The 17,455-nt window shown below is 68.1% G+C and carries 13 protein-coding genes; 9 read left to right on the top strand and 4 right to left on the bottom strand.

Annotated elements, in window-relative coordinates:
* Positions 1-127: 127 nt before the first annotated feature.
* The 9 genes from ACWD3H_RS38935 (at position 128) to ACWD3H_RS38895 (ending at position 9,495) form a co-directional block, all read left to right on the top strand.
* On the top strand, positions 128-1,336 hold the full coding sequence (locus ACWD3H_RS38935) for a TetR/AcrR family transcriptional regulator (protein WP_451958572.1): 1,209 nt from the start codon (positions 128-130) through the stop codon (positions 1,334-1,336).
* A 17-nt stretch (positions 1,337-1,353) separates the two neighbouring features.
* Positions 1,354-2,403: an LLM class F420-dependent oxidoreductase gene (locus tag ACWD3H_RS38930; protein WP_355565021.1), complete on the top strand. Its 1,050-nt coding sequence runs from the start codon at positions 1,354-1,356 to the stop codon at positions 2,401-2,403.
* Positions 2,404-2,462: 59 nt separating this feature from the next.
* A complete protein-coding gene (locus ACWD3H_RS38925; protein WP_451958571.1) occupies positions 2,463-3,260 on the top strand; it encodes an enoyl-CoA hydratase/isomerase family protein in 798 nt (265 codons plus the stop codon).
* 155 nt (positions 3,261-3,415) lie between these two features.
* On the top strand, positions 3,416-5,029 hold the full coding sequence (locus ACWD3H_RS38920; RefSeq protein WP_451958570.1) for a class I adenylate-forming enzyme family protein: 1,614 nt from the start codon (positions 3,416-3,418) through the stop codon (positions 5,027-5,029).
* Between the two features lie 33 nt (positions 5,030-5,062).
* Entirely contained in the window at positions 5,063-5,824 is a 762-nt protein-coding gene (locus ACWD3H_RS38915; RefSeq protein WP_451958569.1) for an enoyl-CoA hydratase/isomerase family protein, read from the top strand.
* Between the two features lie 33 nt (positions 5,825-5,857).
* A complete protein-coding gene (locus ACWD3H_RS38910; RefSeq protein WP_451958568.1) occupies positions 5,858-6,730 on the top strand; it encodes a PaaI family thioesterase in 873 nt (290 codons plus the stop codon).
* Positions 6,731-6,761: 31 nt separating this feature from the next.
* Positions 6,762-7,523 carry an enoyl-CoA hydratase/isomerase family protein gene (locus ACWD3H_RS38905; RefSeq protein WP_355565035.1) on the top strand — a complete coding sequence of 254 codons (762 nt, stop codon included), beginning with the start codon at positions 6,762-6,764 and terminating at the stop codon, positions 7,521-7,523.
* 151 nt (positions 7,524-7,674) lie between these two features.
* Positions 7,675-8,568 carry an SDR family NAD(P)-dependent oxidoreductase gene (locus ACWD3H_RS38900; RefSeq protein ID WP_355565038.1) on the top strand — a complete coding sequence of 298 codons (894 nt, stop codon included), beginning with the start codon at positions 7,675-7,677 and terminating at the stop codon, positions 8,566-8,568.
* An 804-nt stretch (positions 8,569-9,372) separates the two neighbouring features.
* A complete protein-coding gene (locus ACWD3H_RS38895; protein ID WP_451958567.1) occupies positions 9,373-9,495 on the top strand; it encodes a hypothetical protein in 123 nt (40 codons plus the stop codon).
* Positions 9,496-9,619: 124 nt separating this feature from the next.
* Here ACWD3H_RS38895 and ACWD3H_RS38890 read toward each other — a convergent pair whose 3' ends face one another.
* The 4 genes from ACWD3H_RS38890 to ACWD3H_RS38875 form a co-directional block, all read right to left on the bottom strand.
* On the bottom strand, positions 9,620-10,510 hold the full coding sequence (locus tag ACWD3H_RS38890; protein ID WP_355565044.1) for a TIGR03564 family F420-dependent LLM class oxidoreductase: 891 nt from the start codon (positions 10,508-10,510) through the stop codon (positions 9,620-9,622).
* 347 nt (positions 10,511-10,857) lie between these two features.
* Positions 10,858-14,997, bottom strand: coding sequence for a hypothetical protein (locus tag ACWD3H_RS38885; protein WP_451958566.1), 4,140 nt, complete (start codon positions 14,995-14,997; stop codon positions 10,858-10,860).
* 366 nt (positions 14,998-15,363) lie between these two features.
* Positions 15,364-16,836, bottom strand: a complete 1,473-nt coding sequence (locus ACWD3H_RS38880; protein WP_451958565.1) for an amidohydrolase family protein — start codon at positions 16,834-16,836, stop codon at positions 15,364-15,366.
* Positions 16,833-17,450 (bottom strand): MFS transporter, encoded by a 618-nt coding sequence (locus ACWD3H_RS38875; protein ID WP_451958564.1) that lies wholly within the window; start codon positions 17,448-17,450, stop codon positions 16,833-16,835. The genes ACWD3H_RS38880 and ACWD3H_RS38875 overlap by 4 nt, the downstream gene beginning before the upstream one ends.
* Positions 17,451-17,455 lie beyond the last annotated feature (5 nt).

The raw sequence follows: 17,455 nt of genomic DNA, 5'->3' as shown, positions 1-17,455 counted from the left end.
TCCTTCCCGGACTGATGGGATCGGCTATTGACTCAGACGGTAGCTTAGTTAATATTCACTAGGCAAGCACGATGCTCGATCGCGCTGATACGCGACAGCACACGGCACGGCAATGAGGGGCTGAGTTGTGGCACGAACGACGACACGGAACGGTCGCGCCGGCGCTGCACGCCTCGGGGCCGAGCAGCGCAGAAGGCAGCTGGCACAGACGGCGGCACGGCGCTTCTATCGGTACGGCTACCAAGCGGTCGCGCTGGCCGACGTGGCGGCCGAGGTCGGCGTCACCGCACCGGCCGTCTACCGGCACTTCCGGAACAAGAACGCTCTGCTCGCCGGCGCCATCGACAGCGCGCTCGACGTGGTGGACGCCGCGTTCACCACGGACACGGACTCGCTGGACGACCTCCTGTTCGAGCTGGCGGGCGCCGCCCTCGACAGGCGCGACCTGTGGGTCCTGCTACAGCGTGAGATGCGGCACCTCGGCGGTGAGGAACGCGCGAGGATCGAGGCCCGGTTCGGCGAGTTCGTCTCCCGCTTCTCCGCACGCCTGCGGCATGCCCGCTCTGATGCCGATCGTGGCCGGCTGAGGCTGCTCATCGCCGCGGTGCTGGCGACCATGGCAAGTGCTTCGGTCAGCGGTATGCGCCTCCCCCGCGCTGAGTACCAACGCGTCCTCGCCGCCGCCGCAGCCGCGGCGGCCCGCACCGAGCTGCCGACGCCGGACCCGCGCACAGCGCCGTCGGCCGGGACCCGCCGGCCCCATGTCCCGCTGTCCCGCGCCGAGGAGCTGCTGGAAACCGCGATCACACTGTTCCATGAGCGTGGCTACGCGGGGGTCAGCCTGGACGATATCGGGGCGACGATCGGGCTGTCCGGCCCGAGCATCTACCACCACTTCGCGACGAAGTCCGAGATTCTCGTGACGGCCTTCACCCAGGCGGCACACCGGCTCGCGACTCAGCGGAAAGACGGTCGCGAAGACACCTCCCTCGACGACCTGGTGCGCGGCTACATCCACGTCGGTGTCCAGCAGCGACATCTCTTCGGCGTCTACGTGACCGAAGCGATCAACCTGCCGCAGGAGGCCGGTCGCCGGATCAGCGCCGAGCTGGCCGTGAACGTCGAGGAATGGGCGGCCGCGCTGCGGCTGCGGCGGCCCGAGTTGAGCGCGACCGAGAGCCACGTGCTCGTGTACGCGGCCCGCGGCATCGTCAACGACGTCGTCCGTGTCGGCCACCTGCACGCCCGACCGCACGTCGAGGCCGAGCTCGAGACCCTCCTGCACGCCGTCCTCAATGCGGACGTCACCCATGACACAACAGCCACGAGCCAATGACAACGAAAGGACAGGCAATGCGCATCGGACTGCAGCTCGGATACGGCCGTGACTTCCGGCAGGCGGCGGCACGGGTGGCCGAGTTGGAGAAGGCCGGCTTGGACCTGGTGAGCATCGCCGAGGCGTATTCGTTCGACGCGGTCTCCCAACTCGGCTACCTCGCGGCCCGCACCGACCGGCTGGAGATCACGTCCGGGATCCTGCAGCTCTACTCGCGCACGCCCACGCTCACCGCCATGACCGCCGCCGGCTTGGACCACGTGTCCGACGGGCGGTTCACGCTGGGTATCGGTGCTTCGGGCCCGCAGGTCGTCGAGGGCTTCCATGGTGTTCGCTACGACGCCCCGCTCGGCCGGACCCGCGAGATCGTTGAGATCTGCCGCCAGGTCTGGCGCCGGGAAAAAGTCGATCATTCCGGCCGCTACTACCAGATACCGTTGCGCGGCGACGCGAGCACGGGTCTCGGCAAACCACTCAAGATCATCAACCATCCCGTACGGGAGCGGATCCCGATCAGCATCGCCGCGATCGGCCCCAGGAACGTCGCCTTGGCGGCCGAGATAGCCGAAGGCTGGGAACCGATCTTCTTCCATCCCGAGAAGGCCGGCGAGGTGTGGGGACCCAGCCTCGCATCGGGCCGCGCGAAGCGCTCTCCCGAACTGGGTGAGCTGGACATCACTGTCGGAATCCCAGTGGCCTTCTGTGAGAACAGGACAGCCGCGGAGGTGTTCCTCGATGCCGTCCGGCCGCAGCTCGCGCTGTATATCGGCGGGATGGGAGCACGGGGCAAGAACTTCTACCACGATCTCGCCTGCCGGTACGGGTACGAGGAAGCCGCCGACCTGATCCAGGGGCACTACCTGGACGGACGAAGGAACGACGCGGCGGCGGCCGTTCCCGACGACCTGGTCCGCGCGGTTTCACTGATCGGCTCGCGCGCCGACATCGAGGAACGCCTGGCAGCCCTGCGCGCGGCGGGCATCACCACCATAAAGGCCGACCTGCTTTCTCCGGACCATGCCGATCAGCTTGCGGCTGTGGAGCAACTGTCGGAGATCACCGGCTGAGACCGGACTTCACCCGCTGAATTCCCACCCTCCCAAGAGCCAGAAAGGATCATCACTCGATGGCCGAGTACAAATACCTGATCACCTCCGTCGAAGACGGCGTCGGCGTCATTCAGCTCAACCACCCGGAGAAGCGCAACGCCCTCGGTTGGGACCTGCACCACGAGATCATCACCGCCCTGGAGGACTGGGCCGAGGACGACCGTGTGGCCGCCGTCCTGTTCGTGGGCAACGAGGACTACTTCTGCGCGGGCTGGGCACTCGACGTGCTCGATCAGATCACCGGCGAGGACCTCACCCGCTTCGTCGACCTGGCGTGCAAACTCATGGTGACGATCTACGACTATCGCAAGCCCACGGTCGCGGCCGTCGCCGGCGTGGCACCCGGCTACGGCATGGACCTGGCGAACATGTGCGATATCACGGTCGCCTCCGAAGACGCCGCATTCGGGTCCACACAGGTCAAATACGCCATGAACGGCTTCTACCACGGCATGCTGCGCAAGGCAGGCGCGCAACGGGCACGCCGGATGCTGTTCACCGGCGACCCGATCGACGCGCGGGAAGCCCACCGGGTCGGCCTCGTCGATGAGGTCGTACCGGTCGGCACCGTACGGGAAAACGGCCTTCGCCTCGCCCGGCACATCGCCGAGGCCGGCACCGAACTGACGACCGTGCTCAAGGAGGTCGCGTTGCGGGCCGGAAACATGGACCACATCGGCGCCACGGCCTACGAACTGCGCGTTACCGCCGACCTGGTCCAGCGCGGGCTGTTCACCAGGCGGCTCGGCGAAGGCCTCGACGCGCTGCGATCCGGACGGAGCAAGGCGACCGAGCGCCTGCGGCCCCGATCGTGACCTGACCCATCGTCCTCATCGGTCTCGAACAACAGCCATCCTCGATCCCACCATCCATTGTTTAGTGAATATTAACTAGATAAACTTCGACGCAGGTTCTCCCGGCCACACGGTGGCCGCGCTGGAACCAGGCACATCCCGAAGGGAGCACATCGATGACGACGGCGTCGAACCTGGCTACGGAATATCGGCATGCGGGGTACCGGGCGATCGGTCTGTGGAGCGATGACCGGATCGGTGATCTGCTGCCCTCCCAGGCCAAGCGGTACCCGGACAAGGAGCTGTTCTGCTTCGAGGAGCGGCGCATCACATACCGGGAGTTCGACGGCTGGACCAAGACGGTGGCCGCCGACCTGGTCCGTCGAGGTGTCCGCCGACACGACCGCGTCCTCGTGCAGCTGCCCAACTGCCTCGAGGCGCTGGTCCTCCAGGTCGCGGCGTTCCGCATCGGCGCGGTCGACGTGCCCGTCGTGCCGATCTACCGCGAGCACGAGATGCGCCGTATCCTGGCCGACTGCCGACCGGCGGCGATCGCCGCGGCTGCCGAGCTCGGCAGCCGACGGCCAGTCGAAGAGTTCGACAACCTGCTCGCCGAACTGGGGTTGGCTCCCGCGGTGCGCTACGTCGTGGGTGGGCACCGGGACGGTTGGGAACAGGTTCCGGCCGAAGAGGCCGAGGACGATGTCGAACTGCCTGAGCCGCTGTCGGCGGAGGAGCCGGCGCTGCTGCTCTACACCTCGGGAACGACCTCCGCACCCAAGGGTGCACTCCTGTCCAGCCAGGCGCTGCTCGCACACATGCGTAACTTCCAGGAGGCCCTCGGCGCCGGCGAGCAGACGGTGACCCTGGCCGCGACCCCGCTGTCCCATCTCGGCGGCTTCGTGGCCGGAGTGGTGTTTCCGGCCTTCCTCGGCGGAAGGTCGGTGATCACGCGCGGCTGGCAACCCGACGAGGCGCTCTCGCTCATCGAGCGGGAGCATGTGTCCCTGATGATGGGCGCCACCGTGTTCGTCTCCGATTTGGTGGACCGCTACGAGCGTGGTCTATCGCCCAGCCATCGCCTGCCGACCTACGCCTGCGCTGGTGCCGCCATCCCTGCCCCCCTCGTCGACCGTGCCGCTGAGGTGGGCGTCACCGTGGTGCGCGCTTATGGCATGACGGAAACGGCCGGAGTCTGCGCCATCGCCTCGTCCGGTGACCCGCTGGCCCGGCGCCGGGAATGGGACGGTCGGCTGCTGCGAGGTATGGAAATCCAGGCTGTGGACGAACAACGACGACTGCTCCCGCCGGGAACCGTGGGCGAGCTGCGGATCAGAGGGCCACAGCTGCTGTCCAGGTACACCGATCCCCAGCTGACCAAGGCGCAGATCGACGAGGACGGCTGGTTCTATCCGGGCGACGTGGGCCGGGTGGACGCCCAGGGCTGGGTGCAGATGACCGGCCGTAGCAAGGACATCATCAACCGCGGCGGCGAGAAGTTCTCGACCATGGACATCGAGCTCGCCATCGCGTCGCATCCCGATGTCGAGGCGGTGGCGGTCACCGCCATCCCGGACGAGCGGCTGGGGGAAGGAGTCGGGGCCTGGCTCGTCCTCAAACCCGGGGCCGAGTGGCGCGGAACGGAACCACTGATCGCGCACCTCGAGGCGGAGAAGCTGGCCAAGCAGAAGATTCCCACGCGCTGGCATGTGGTCGCCGAGATTCCGCGGAGCGCGGCCGGAAAGATCCAGAAGCACCGGCTGGCCAACCTCGACGACATCGTGTCGTAGAGACGAATTTCAACGAGAAGAGCGAATTTCAGCATGACTGAGTTTCAGAACATCAAATCCACCGTCAAGGGCGGCGTCGGGACGATCACCTTCGACCGGCTCGACCGCCGCAACGCCCTGAGCGTGGAGCTGATGACAGACCTGAGCGACCAGCTGGACGCGTGGGCTTACGACGACGAGGTCGCCGCGGTGGTGCTGACCGGCGGTGAAAACATCTTCTGCGCAGGCCTGGACCTGGACCTGCAGTCGGGATTCACCGAGGAAACCCGCGCGATCTACTCCGAAGCGTGCCTTCGGGCGTACGGCACACTGTTGGACTACCGGAAACCGACCATCGCCGCCGTCGGCGGTCCCGCGCTCGGCGGCGGATGCGATATCGCGGTCTTCTCCGACATCCGGATCGGCAGCGAAAACGCGATCTTCGGATACCCGCAGGTCAAGTTCGGGCTAACACCCTATTTCTCCCCTCTCTGGCGGATCGTCGGTCTGAGCCAGGCGAAGTTGCTGACGTTCTCCGGCGAACGGATAGACGCGAAGGAGGCCCTGAGGATCGGCCTCATCGACCGACTGGCACCCAAGGGCGAGGTAGTCGCTCACGCGAGCGCCCTCGCCGCCTCCATCGCGCAGACCACCGTCAAATCGGCGGTGAACAACAAGGAGATGGCACGGACGTCCCCAGCTCTCGACCCCAACAGCGCGCTCACCTACGAAACCCTTGCCTATCGAGAGGTGATCTGGCACCCCGACGTCGTGGCCCGCATCAACGACGCCTACCGCAAGATCAAGAAGAAGTAGCGATCCCGCCAGTGATATTCGTCGAGGAGCACGATGCATCTGCCGAAAACAGGTAAGGATGGCGCGACCATGCCTGGCATCGGCGGCGAGCTGTCGCAAGACGCGCCGCCTGACTGTGACCTGGGTGCGGTGGAAAGACGCTTCGGCATCGTCGGTTGCCGGGCCGATGGCAGGTTTCTGCGATCGGTGATGAGAACCGGTCCCTGGATGGACGACTCCCATGGGCGCCAGCAGGCGGGCGCACTGGCCGTGCTCCTCGACCACGTCTTGGGCGAAACCATTTACACCGCGAGACCGATCGGCCACTGGTCGCTGACCACCGAGTTGGCGTTCGACATTATCGTTCCACCACCGTGGAACACGGCAACATTGCACGCCACCTCCTGGGTCCCGAGGGCGGAGGCGACAGGAGGATTCGCTCAATGTGAAGTGGTCGACGACTTCGGCACCCTCATCGCGGTGAGCGCCGCCTGGACCCAGTACGTGCCGGCCGGTGATTCCCGTGTCGCCGCGGAGCGTGCCGTGCCGCCCGACGACCCTCCACCCGAAACCGTGAACTTCACCGAGCACCTGGGTGTGCGGATCAGCGCGGACGAGCAGCGTACACGCGTCGAACTCCCGGATCCTGAGCGCTGGAACAACGGGTACGGCATACTTCACGGCGGCGTCTGGGCGAGCCTGGCCGAGGTCGCGGCTGCGGAGGCGTTCGAGCGAGGCGGGGACCTGCGGACGGCTCATGTTCATGTTTCGTACCTGCGGCCCCCCGCACCCGGCGCGGCCATATCCATGATCGTTCAGCCAATGCATATCGGCCGCTCGTTCGGCGTGATCCAGGTGACGGGATCCGACGACTCCGGACGTTCCTGCGTGAGCGCGACCGTGACAGGACGGCGCCGCACAGCGTAATGAGCGAACATTGACTGGAGGATCAGAAATCGTGATCACCACGGAGATCAGCATTGAGGGCGACGGCCCGATCCGTCGCCTCACCCTGAATCGGCCGGCGCGACACAATGCGCAGACGCCCATAATGTGGGCCGAGCTCGCGGCCGCAGGGCGGGAACTGGCTGCTGACCCGGACGTGCGCTGTGTCGTCATCCGCGGCTCGGGTGAGTCTTTTAGTTCAGGTATCGATCTCGATGAGATGCGAACCCCGGACGGTTTCATCAGGCGACTCGCCGCCCACCCTGACGCTGACCCCGACCCGATGCTGGCTGACATAGAGGTAGCGCAGCAGGCGTTCCGATGGATACCCCGTGCGCCGTTTCTCGTCATCGCCGCCGTGACCGGGGTAGCCTTCGGCGCCGGATGCCAGCTCGCTCTGGCGTGTGATGTCCGGATCGTCGCGGCTGGCGCACGATTCGCCCTGCGCGAGGCGCGCTACGGGCTGATACCGGACATGGGAGCGACCGCCTCATTGCCGCGGCTGGTGGGCCGGGAACGTGCTTTGGACCTGATCCTCACCGGCAGGGAGCTCACGGGAGCGGAAGCGGTGGCGATGGGCCTTGCCCTGAGCGCTCACCCGGACGCCGAAGTGCCTGCCGCCGCAAGCGAGTATGCCGCGAAGATCGCTCGTATGCCGCGGTCGGGAATAGCCTATGTCAAGGCCGCGCTGGACGAGCCCGACCCAGACCGGAGCCTCCAACTAGCGGCGCTGGGCCAGGCCGCGTGCATCCGACAGGCGTCTCTTCCGCATTGACGGCTGAGCAACTGGTCCGTGAGCGGCAGATCCATGTGGCCGACGCCTGCGTAGGGCACTGATTTCGTTGCCATCATCGACCGGCCGGCAGGCGACGCAGACCGCCTACACATCAAAGCCTCGGCCACAGCGACGTCTACTAGGGGAGAGCATGCCAGAAGGTCCGATCGCACTCGACTTTCACGATCTCGTGGTCGTCGTCACCGGGGCCGGCGCCGGGCTCGGCCGACAGTACGCGCTCGACTTCGCAGCCGCAGGCGCGCGGGTGGTGGTGAACGCACGCCGCGCCGAGGTGGCGAAAGAGCTGGTGGACCGCATCGAGACGGCCGGTGGCACAGCCACCACCGCGGTGACCGATGCGCGAAACGGTGCAGCGATCGTCGATACAGCCATCGACACCTACGGCCGGATCGACGCGCTCGTGGTGAACGCCGGCCACGTACGAGATCGCACCTTCGGCCGGATGTCCGAGGAGGAATGGACCGAGATCGTGGATGTGCACCTAGGCGGTGCCTACACGGCCACCGCCGCGGCATGGCCGCACATGGTTCGGCAAGGACACGGCCGAATCGTGCTGACAACCTCGAGTGCGGGCCTGCACGGCAATCTCGGCCAGGCGAACTACGCCGCAGCCAAGGCAGCCATCATCGGTCTGGCCAAAGCGCTGGCGATCGAGGGGCAGCGACACGGCGTGCTGGTCAACGCGATCGCCCCCATGGCACACACCGACATGACGGACCGCGTGTTCGACGACGAATTGCGCGCCGGCCTGCCAGCCGCATCAGTGTCACCGTTCGTGCTCGCACTAGCGCATCCGGTCAGCACCACGACCGGTTCTGTGATCGAAACCGGCGGCGGCTGGGCTGCAGAGATGCGCTGGCAGCGGTCGGCAGGCGTGCGGTTCGCGGCCGCCGAGCTGACGCCCGCCGCGGTACTCGAACGCTGGCCCGCGATCGCGGATTTCACGACAGGTGCTGACTATCCGGCCAGCACCTCCGACTCCCTCGCCACGGCATTGGGCCACCCAACCGACGACAGCGTATGAACGGATCTCACATCTTGCCGGGCTGTTTCGTCGTCTGAGGGGTCACCGACGGGGTGGCCGGGTTCCATGGCCGCGCGGCGTGGCCACCGCAGCCAGGCTTGTTTGTGGGTGATGAGTCTTTAGTCCGTTGTAAATGATCTTGAATCTCAGCCACCGCCTTTACAATGTAGATTTATTAGATATGATCGCGCTCACAACGACGACGATCAGACATCCTCATGTCCTCCTGGATATCCGGCAGCCGTTCCTTGCCGACGTGTTCCGCGAGGACACCCGGACTACGACCTGCTGAGAGTCCTCTCGACCGGTAAGCCGCCCTGAATCCAATGGCGTACCACTCCCCTTCCTCGCCGCGGCGCGGTGGGGCATCTCCCCGCTCGGACCGGTCCGGTCGGATCCACGGGCACGGCCGGGCTTCACCAAGGCCGACTTCCATATCGACCGGCAGGCTCGTACCCTCACCTGCCCGGCCGGTTCGAAAGTCGTCGCAGTTTGTGTCTCTCTGCCTCTTCTACCTGATCACGGTTCGGGTGTTCGCCTGGCTGGTGTTACTGAGCCGCAGCCAGGCGTCAAAGGAGGTAATCCGTCATGAGGTGGCGATGTTGCGGTGTCAGGCCGCCCGTCCGAGACCGGATTGGGACGATCGGGCGGTGTTGGCGGCGCTAGTCTCGGCCTCGGCCTCGGCTTCCGCTCCCGACGCGACAGGAGCGGGCAGGCGAGCAACGGTAAGAAGACCGGGTACTGCCCACAGGGGCGCGGGGCGTATGGAGGCAGATCGCGCTGCTCGACACGCTCCCGTTCGGAGTGGCCCTCATCGCGTTCCTCACCGCCCTCGTGGAACACTCCAGGAAAGCGATCATCTGGACGGGCGTGTTGGGACTTCCCTCGCTCATCGTGATGATCATCGGGGTCATCGTCGGGATGTGAGCGTGGGAGTTCCGGGGTTGGCGACCCTGAGGCGGCCGACCACTGGACCTGGCTGATCATCGTTGCCCACGCCCAGCTCCGGCTCGCCCGATCCCGTTGGTGCCGCCGGTGATCACCACCGTCTTCACGCCTTCTCCTTCCCGGCCAGCTCGCCGAGCAGCCGCCAGGTGCGCTCGCGGCCCTGCGGCCCGGCCAGGTCGGTCTGGGTGAACACCACCTCGGTCGCGCCCGCGTCGAAATAGCGGCGCACCGCCGCGGCGATCGCCTCCTCGTCGCCGATCTCGACGAGGTCGGCGGCGCGCGACGCCCCCGACAGTTCGATCACCTTCTGGTAGGAGGGAACCCGGTCGTAGAAGGCGGTCTGCCGGGCCGCCTGTTCCCGCGCGGCCTCCACGTCGTCGGTGACGACCCCGGCGACGAGCGCGACGACGCGCGGAGCGGGCCGTCCCGCCGCTTCGGCCGCCGACAGCAGCCGCGGCACCACGTGCTCCGCGAGCGCCTTCGGCCCGGCCAGGAACGGCAGCGTCCCGTCGGCCAGTTCGCCCGTGACGCGCAGCGCCTGCGGTCCCATGGCCGCCACCAGGACCGGTACGGCCGGGGCCGCGCCCGCGAGCCCGGCGGGCATCGGGCTCACCGCCGTGAGCGTCTCGCCGTGGAAGTCGACCGACCCCTCGGCCAGCAAGGTCCGCAGCGCGGTGAGGAAGTCCCGCAGCCGGGCGATCGGCCGGTCGTGCGGGATGCCGAACACCGGCTCGACGAACGCCTTGGCGCCGAGCCCCAGTCCGAGCGTGTACCGGCCGCGCGTGGCCGCCTGCGTCGTCTGCGCCTGGGCGCCGACCAGCAGCGGGTGGCGTCCGAAGATGGGCACCGCGGAGGTTCCCACGTCCAGTCCCGGGACCTCCCGGCCGACGATCCCGGCCAGCGCGACGGAGTCGTAGTCGAACCGCTGCCCGAGCCAGACCGAGTCGATTCCCGCCGACTCCGCCACCCGCGCCTGATCCACGACGGCGTCCACGGCATTCTCCGCTTCCGCCGGCACCGATAGAGCAACACCTATGGTCATAATCCGACCAACCAAGTCGGATAACCATGAATTCCCGCGCGGACGGCCGTCGGCTTCGTAGCGAGGTCACGTGCCCCATATGGCCGACTCCCCCGGTTCCGGCCGACATCGGGATAGACCGACATCCTGAGAGCGTCAGGGAAAGCTCTCGGGGGGGCAGCCTTCCACTCCATTACCATTTGCACGGCTACCGCTCGGCCGCCAGTGCCCGTCGTGCTCCGTCTACGCACGAGCGACCACCACTCGATCAACGAGCAACTTCAGGGCGACCCCGCTTACTTGACCTTAAGAGGCCCAGCTCATGAAGGCACATCCTCCGGCGTGGCAGGGGTGCCGTCGGTGTTGAGGCCGTAGCGGGCCAGGTGCCGAGCCTGTTCGTGGCGGCCCAGCCGAACCAGCAGCTCGGGCAGCCGCTCGGCGGCACGGTGGTCGCCGATCACAACCGTGGACAGGAGAACCCGCTGGGCCTCGGCGAGGTCTCCACGCTGGACCAGAAGCTCCACCAGGTTTCTGGCGGCGTGGAAATCGGCAGGACACCCGTGAAGTCGGGCACGTAGTTCGTCGATTTCTCCTCGGTCGGCGAGAATGTCGGCGAGGGCCAAGCGTGCAAGCATGTCACCGGCATCGGCGCGCGCACGTAGCCCGTCGAGATCACCCCGGTCGGCCAGCAGCTCGGCCAACCGCTGGGCCGAGTTGTAGTCGTGGTTGTCGGCGCGCGCCCGCAGTTCGTCGATCTCGCCACGGTCGGTGAGAACGTCGGCCAGCCGCCTGGAGGCCCCGAAGTCATGGCCGGCGCGTGCGCGTAGTCTGTCGGCGTCCCCACGGTCCGCGACGCTTTCGAGCCACCGCCTGCCGGCGTCCTCATCGCCGGAGTCCGCGCGGCGCCGCAGCGCGTCGAGGTCGCCACGGTGTACGAGCAGGTCCAGTAGCCGCCGGGACGCGTTGTCGTCACCGCTGTCGGCACGAACGATGAGTTCGTCCACGCGGCCCCGATACACGAGAACGTCGGCGAGTTCCTGTGCCGCGTACCAGTGATCGCCGTCGGCGAGGGAACGCAGCTCATCGACATCTCCGCGATGGAGCAGGGCATCGACGAGCCGGAAGGCGGCCTGCGAGTCGCCGTCGCCGGCTCGGCTTCGCAACCGGCCGAGGTCTCCCCGCCGCACCAGGGCGCTCGCCAGCCGGCTTGCGGCCGTTCCATCTCCAGCCGCGGCTCGTTCGCCCAGCTCGTCGAGATCCACGGTCAACTCGTCGTGGATCGAGGTGATTCGCCGGTGCCGATCCATGCCTGCTTCACGCAGGACACGCCACGCACCCTCGCCGTCTCCTCTGTCGGCGAGTACGTGCGCGAGCTTGCGAGCGGCGTCCGAATCGCCGTGCCGCGCCCGGGTCGCCAACTCGTCCAGAGCACCGCGATCGGCCAGGACGGTGTTCAACACCTGTTTCGCTTCCCCGTCGGTGTCAACGGACACGAAGACGCGAAGCGCCGCGAGGTCTCCCCGGCAGACGAGAACCTTGATCAGGGTGTGGCCGGCCCACGCGTCACGAGCCGCGAACCGGCGGAGCCTGGCGATGTCTCCACGGTCGGCGAGCACGCCGGCCAGCCGATCGGAGGCCGTCCACCCGTACCTGATGAGGACCTCGAGCTCGTCGAGGTCGCCGAGGTGAACGAACACTCTGGCGATCCGGTCGAGCAGCATCTCATCGCCGCGCGCCGCCAGCGACATCAGTTCGCGGCGGTCACCCCTGTGTGCGAGCACCTCCACCAGCTGGGTGTCGACGATGCCTCGCCGAGCCTCGGCGAGGCGCCGCAGTCCGGGCATGTCGCCGCGGTGGCGGAGGAGGGTGAAGAGCCGTTTGGTGGCAGGCGCATCGGCCCGGGCGGCCAGCTCCGCCAGCTCGTCACGGTGTGCCAGGTAGGTCGCCAGTCGCTCGCGGGCCGCCGTCTGCTCGCGTTTCTCTTTGCGAGACCCCAGCAGGAGATCGTCTTCGGCGGGAAGATCGACGCTGGACTCGAACCGGGCGCGCGCGCGTAACTCCTCGCCGTCGCCCCGCCGAGCCAGCACCTCGGCCAGCTGCTCGGCGGCGGCCAGGTCGCCGCGATCGGCCAGGGCACTTAGTTCGTCGTTGGCGCCGCGATCGGCGAGCACCCGGGCCAGTCGTTGGCCTGTTCCCCGGCTCGGGAAGGCGGTCGGCCGGAACAACATGCGGAGCTGGTCCAGCTCCCCCCGCCAGACGAGTGCCTCGGCGAGGCTTTCGGCCGCCGCTTCGGCGGGTTGGCGGCGGAGTAGCGTTCCGTCGCCGATGTCCTCGGCGCGGGCTCTCAGGTCCGCGAGACCGGCGGCGTCGCCGACGTGGACGGTCCACTGGTCGGCCGCGATCCGGCTCCCGGCATCCGCGGCACGGCGATACAGCGGTACCGCGTACTTGTGAAGCAGCCGTGCGCCGGCGCTCTCGGCAACCAGCACCACGTCGTCGACGTCGGTGAGGTGGGCGATGATCGCCTCCCACACGCGGGCCGGCACCGGTTCGGCGGCTCGGGCCTCGCCGAGATGCTGCAGCAGGTAGTCGGCGATGACGTACCCGACAGTCTGGCCCATCTCCGCACCGCCGACGCAGGTGAGCGCCGCGGCGGCCCCATGCAGCTTGCGGGTCGTGTAGGCCATCCCCTGCTCGAACCAGTCGGCGGGCGCCTCGGCTCGCTGCCGGTCGGTGCAGTAGGCCGGTGCCGCCTCACGTAACAGCTCCTCCGGCAGCGCATGCTCGGCACCCAGCAGTCTGACGTCGAGAGCGGCGAGCAGCACCGCCCAGGCGTACGGGTGCACGGTCTTGGCGATTTCCCAACGCCGCACAAGCTGTGGCGCGGCTGCGAGAGTCTGCGTCAGTCCGTACCCGGTAGTGGCGAGGGCCGTCGCGAGCAGCCGGTCGGTCGCGGCGGCGGCTTCGGCGCGTCTCCGCTCAGCCGCGGAGAACGTCTCCGGGACGATCACCACGTCGGCCAGCTCGATGAGCTCCCGCTCGTTGGCATGAGGGTCGGCGCCACCGTAGGCAGGCGTGTCGGTGAACCTGAGATAGCGATCCGGCCACACCGTCCCGACGATCACCACGGAGGACTCCGCGTTCAGAAGCTCACGCACGGTGCCGCTGGTGAGCCCACGTTCGCCGCCGAAGTAACGCTGGATCTCATCCAGCCACAGCACAGTCCGCTGCGAAGGGTCGCCGGCCAGCGCGGAGATCTCGGCCGCGGCCGCCGGGTGGAACAGCCGCCAGTCGGGCAACACAGCCCGCACGGCTTCGTAGGCGCAACGGGTCTTGCCGACCGAGGAGCCGCCGACGAGCAGCATGAAGCCGCCTCGGCGAGCCGCTTTGGCCAGCAATGCCCGAACCCCGTGCTCGCCGCCGTCCACATCGCGCTCGACGTAGGACGGCAGGTCCTCGTCCACACCGTCGACGCGGATGGACGCGTGCACGCCCAGCCTGCGCGGATCCGCCTCGGACACCCGAACCACCGCCGGCCCTGGTACGGGCTTCGCGCTGGGCGACCCTCCGGCGTCGGCCGTACTCATGTGCGACGTACTCCGGCCCGCCATGCCGAGCGGTCCGAGGTCGAGGCGCGTGCCGAGATCGCGGAGCAGCAGTGCGCGATCGACGGTCGCGGCCGCCTGCGCGTACCCGGATGACAGCTCCAGGAGATGCCGCCACAGGTCGGCGGCTTGCGGCAGCCCGCCGACCAGCTTCGCGAGTTCGCCGATGACGCGGGAACGGTCGGCCGGATCCTCGCCCTCCAGGGCGAGGTGGATGATGCGCAGTGCTCGCAGCAGACGCCAGGTCAGTTCGTCGACGCCGATGACGGCGTCAAGCTCCGCTTGGGCGGCGGCCACCGCGACAGCGGCCCTGAGCGTCCGTAATCGCTCTCGGATCTTCCCCCTTGTGGCTCGCGGCGCGTCCACTGCCGCGCGGAACTCCCCGTCGTCGCGCTGTCGCCTGGCGATCCACGCGAGGGTCTGTACCTCCGCGGACGCGGTGTGCGGCGCCGCGACAGCGAGGCCCATCCGCCAGCGGTCGGAGTCGAACTCGGCTCGGTGATCGACCAGCATGCGCAGGTAATCGGTCAACAAGGCGACGAACGGCGCACTGCCGGCACCGATCGTGGGATTGCGACGGACACCGACGAACATCCGGCGCTCCCCGGTAGGGCAGCGCCCGACGGCCACCACGTCGTCCACCGGGTGCCACGCGCCCTGTTGAAACCGCACCTCGCCCGGTGTGACGTCGTCACCCAGCCCTCGCACCGGGCTCTGCTGCAACAAGCAGGCGAGAAGGACCGCGCCGTACGCGTGCTCCAACACCACCCCGCCACCCCCGGTGGCGTACGGACTCGCATGCCCCCGCGTCCCCGAGCCGGGATCAGGATCATCGTGATCGTTCCTGCGAGCCACGCGCACAATCATGCCCTACTACACCGACGCGCCGTCCGACTCCGCTTCGTCCAGAAACCGCCAGGTGATAACTCCGCGACGTTAGCTTCCCGGCCCCGTGGTCTCCTGCGCCATGACAACCCTGCGATCGCGTCGGCTGGAGACCCTTCTCGGCACCGAGATCACTGAAGAGGCCCTCACCTGGGAGTACCTGCAGCGCCTTCTTGACGCTCAGGTGCCCGAGGCCGCCGACCTCGACTACAAGGTCAGCTACCCCACCCAGCCCAGCGACCGGCACAAGCCCGGTGGCGATGTCGCCGCGATGGCCTGCGGCCCCGGCCCCGAAACAGCGGTCGGGGCCGTCAACCAGACGACCCGGACCAGGCATCAGGCTCTGACAGCGCGCCCGGGCAAAGCGGTCGGCAACAGATACTCGTCGCGGACCACCAACTGGCCGCCGACAAGGACGTGGACGAAACCGGAGGAATGCCTGACCGTCTCGGTGTAGGTGGCACGGTCGCTGACGGTCTCGGGGTCGAAGACGGTCAGGTCGGCGTCGCAGCCCGCCTGAACACGGCCCTTGCGCCGCATCGCCGGGACACCCGAGCCCACCACGTCGGCGGGGATGAGCGTGCACCGGCGCACAGCCTCGGGCAGCGACAGGACGCCGTTCTGCCGGACGAGCCTGCGCAGCGTCCGGCCGTAGGTGCCGGCCGTACGGGGGTGGGTGACGGCGTCGGGCCCGAGCGGCCAAGAGAACGGGTCGGGCGCCCCCGAGCGCCACAGGAGGGGTACGGCGTCGGTGGCGACAGCGGCGTCGGTGAAGGTGAGGGCCCGCTGGATGTAGTCGAACTGGGCGGGGTCATCCTCGTCGAGCAGGTGGACGAAAGCCGCCGAGCCGGGTTCGCTCTCGCGGACCCGACGCAGGGTATCGGCGTCGGGGATACGCCCCTCGGCACCGAGCAGGCCGATGGAGTGCGGGGTCAGCCCGCGCCGGTGGAGAAATTCCGGGGCGAGGAAGGCCGCGCCGACACCGGTCATGCCCGCGCCGTAGGGGTAGGCCTCGGTGGTGACGCGCGAGCCTTCGGCGCGAACCTTCTCCACCAGGCCGAGCACGCGGTCGACATGGCGGATGGAGGTGCTGTTGACGTGGCAGTAGTGCATGTGCGCGCCGGTCTCGGCGGCGGCGCGGACGATCTCCTCGGCACCGTCGACGGGAGTGGAGGGGTCCATCTCGACAAGTTCGCGGGCGTGGGTATAGGTGGGCAGCCCGACGCGGGCGGCGAGGGCGGCCACGGCGAGGTACTCGGAGGGATCGACGCGGGGCGCGTAGCCGACGAGGATGCCGATGCCGAGCGCGCCGTCGCCGAGGTCGCGCTCCAGCATGCCGACGATGCGGTCGACGACATTTCGCGGAGCGGCGCGCTGCCATTCCTCGCGGCCGATGTTGGCGAGGAAGTCATTTCTCAGGTCGCCGCTGGTGTCGAGGCCGAGGAGGACGGCCATACGGGCCACAGCCCAGGAGGTGGCGAAGCCGTAGTTGAGGGGCCTGCCCTCGATCTCGGCCCTGCGGTAGGCGGCGGCGACCGGGTAGGCGCCGGCCTCGAGTTCCAGGACGGTAGTGACGCCGTCGAGCGCCTGCAGACGGTGGCCGGCGACGTCCATGCTGTGGCTGTGCAGGTCGATGAAGCCCGGACTGACGACCAGGCCGGTCGCGTCGACGGTGGTGACGCCGTCGAGCGGCTGTTCGGAGACGGCCTGGATGACCCCGCCGTTGACGCCGACGTCGCGTACGGCGTCCAGACCGGTCTCGGGGTCGATGACCCGGCCGCGGGCGAGGACCAGATCGTATGTCGTCATGCGAGCTCCTTCGTTGCGAGGCTGAACTGCTCAGGGCGCTGGGGCACGATCAACGCGATCAGCGCGCCGAGGACGGTGGTGACGATGAGCAGGCCGAAAGCAGCGGTGTAGGAGAACTTGTCGACCAGGAAGCCCATGAGGACGGGGGCGAGGACGCCGGCGAGCTGACCGCCGACGTTGACGACGCTCATGCCGGATCCGATGACGGCGGGCGGCAGGGCGCGCACGGGCATGCCGAGGATGCCCATCATGGAAAGGCCCGCCACGCCCATGGCGAGGGTCTGGTAGACGGTGAACTCGACGGCGGAGTCGGCCATCAGCATGAGCACCAGAAGTACGGCGGTGACCAGGAGCAGGGGGATGACGTAGAGCCGAGCTCTGTCGTGGAAGAAGCGGTCGAACAGCCAGCCGCCGAGGAAGACGGTCGCGCACGCGACCAGGCCGGGGATGGCGGACATGACGCCGGTGTTGATGAGGGAGATGCCGTGCTCCTCCAGCAGATAGCTGGGCACCCAGTCGATCACCCAGACGCCCATGAGCAGGCCGACGGTGACGGTCGCCGTTTTACGTATTTGCGCGGGCGCCAGGGTGGAGGTGCCTTCGGCGAGTCCCATTCACA

The sequence above is a fragment of the Streptosporangium sp. NPDC002607 genome, assembly GCF_053592655.1.
The sequence above is the reverse complement of the archived record's forward strand: the minus strand, read 5'-3'. Positions and strand labels throughout refer to the sequence as shown.

What these genes read in the sequence shown, in the direction of transcription:
- ACWD3H_RS38930 (WP_355565021.1), top strand. Translation starts at nt 1,354, where the DNA reads ATGCGCATCGGACTGCAGCTCGGATACGGCCGTGACTTCCGGCAGGCG.
- ACWD3H_RS38925 (WP_451958571.1), top strand. Translation starts at nt 2,463, where the DNA reads ATGGCCGAGTACAAATACCTGATCACCTCCGTCGAAGACGGCGTCGGC.
- ACWD3H_RS38920 (WP_451958570.1), top strand. Translation starts at nt 3,416, where the DNA reads ATGACGACGGCGTCGAACCTGGCTACGGAATATCGGCATGCGGGGTAC.
- ACWD3H_RS38915 (WP_451958569.1), top strand. Translation starts at nt 5,063, where the DNA reads ATGACTGAGTTTCAGAACATCAAATCCACCGTCAAGGGCGGCGTCGGG.
- ACWD3H_RS38910 (WP_451958568.1), top strand. Translation starts at nt 5,858, where the DNA reads ATGCATCTGCCGAAAACAGGTAAGGATGGCGCGACCATGCCTGGCATC.
- ACWD3H_RS38900 (WP_355565038.1), top strand. Translation starts at nt 7,675, where the DNA reads ATGCCAGAAGGTCCGATCGCACTCGACTTTCACGATCTCGTGGTCGTC.
- ACWD3H_RS38880 (WP_451958565.1), bottom strand. Translation starts at nt 16,836, where the DNA reads ATGACGACATACGATCTGGTCCTCGCCCGCGGCCGGGTCATCGACCCC.
- ACWD3H_RS38875 (WP_451958564.1), bottom strand. Translation starts at nt 17,450, where the DNA reads ATGGGACTCGCCGAAGGCACCTCCACCCTGGCGCCCGCGCAAATACGT.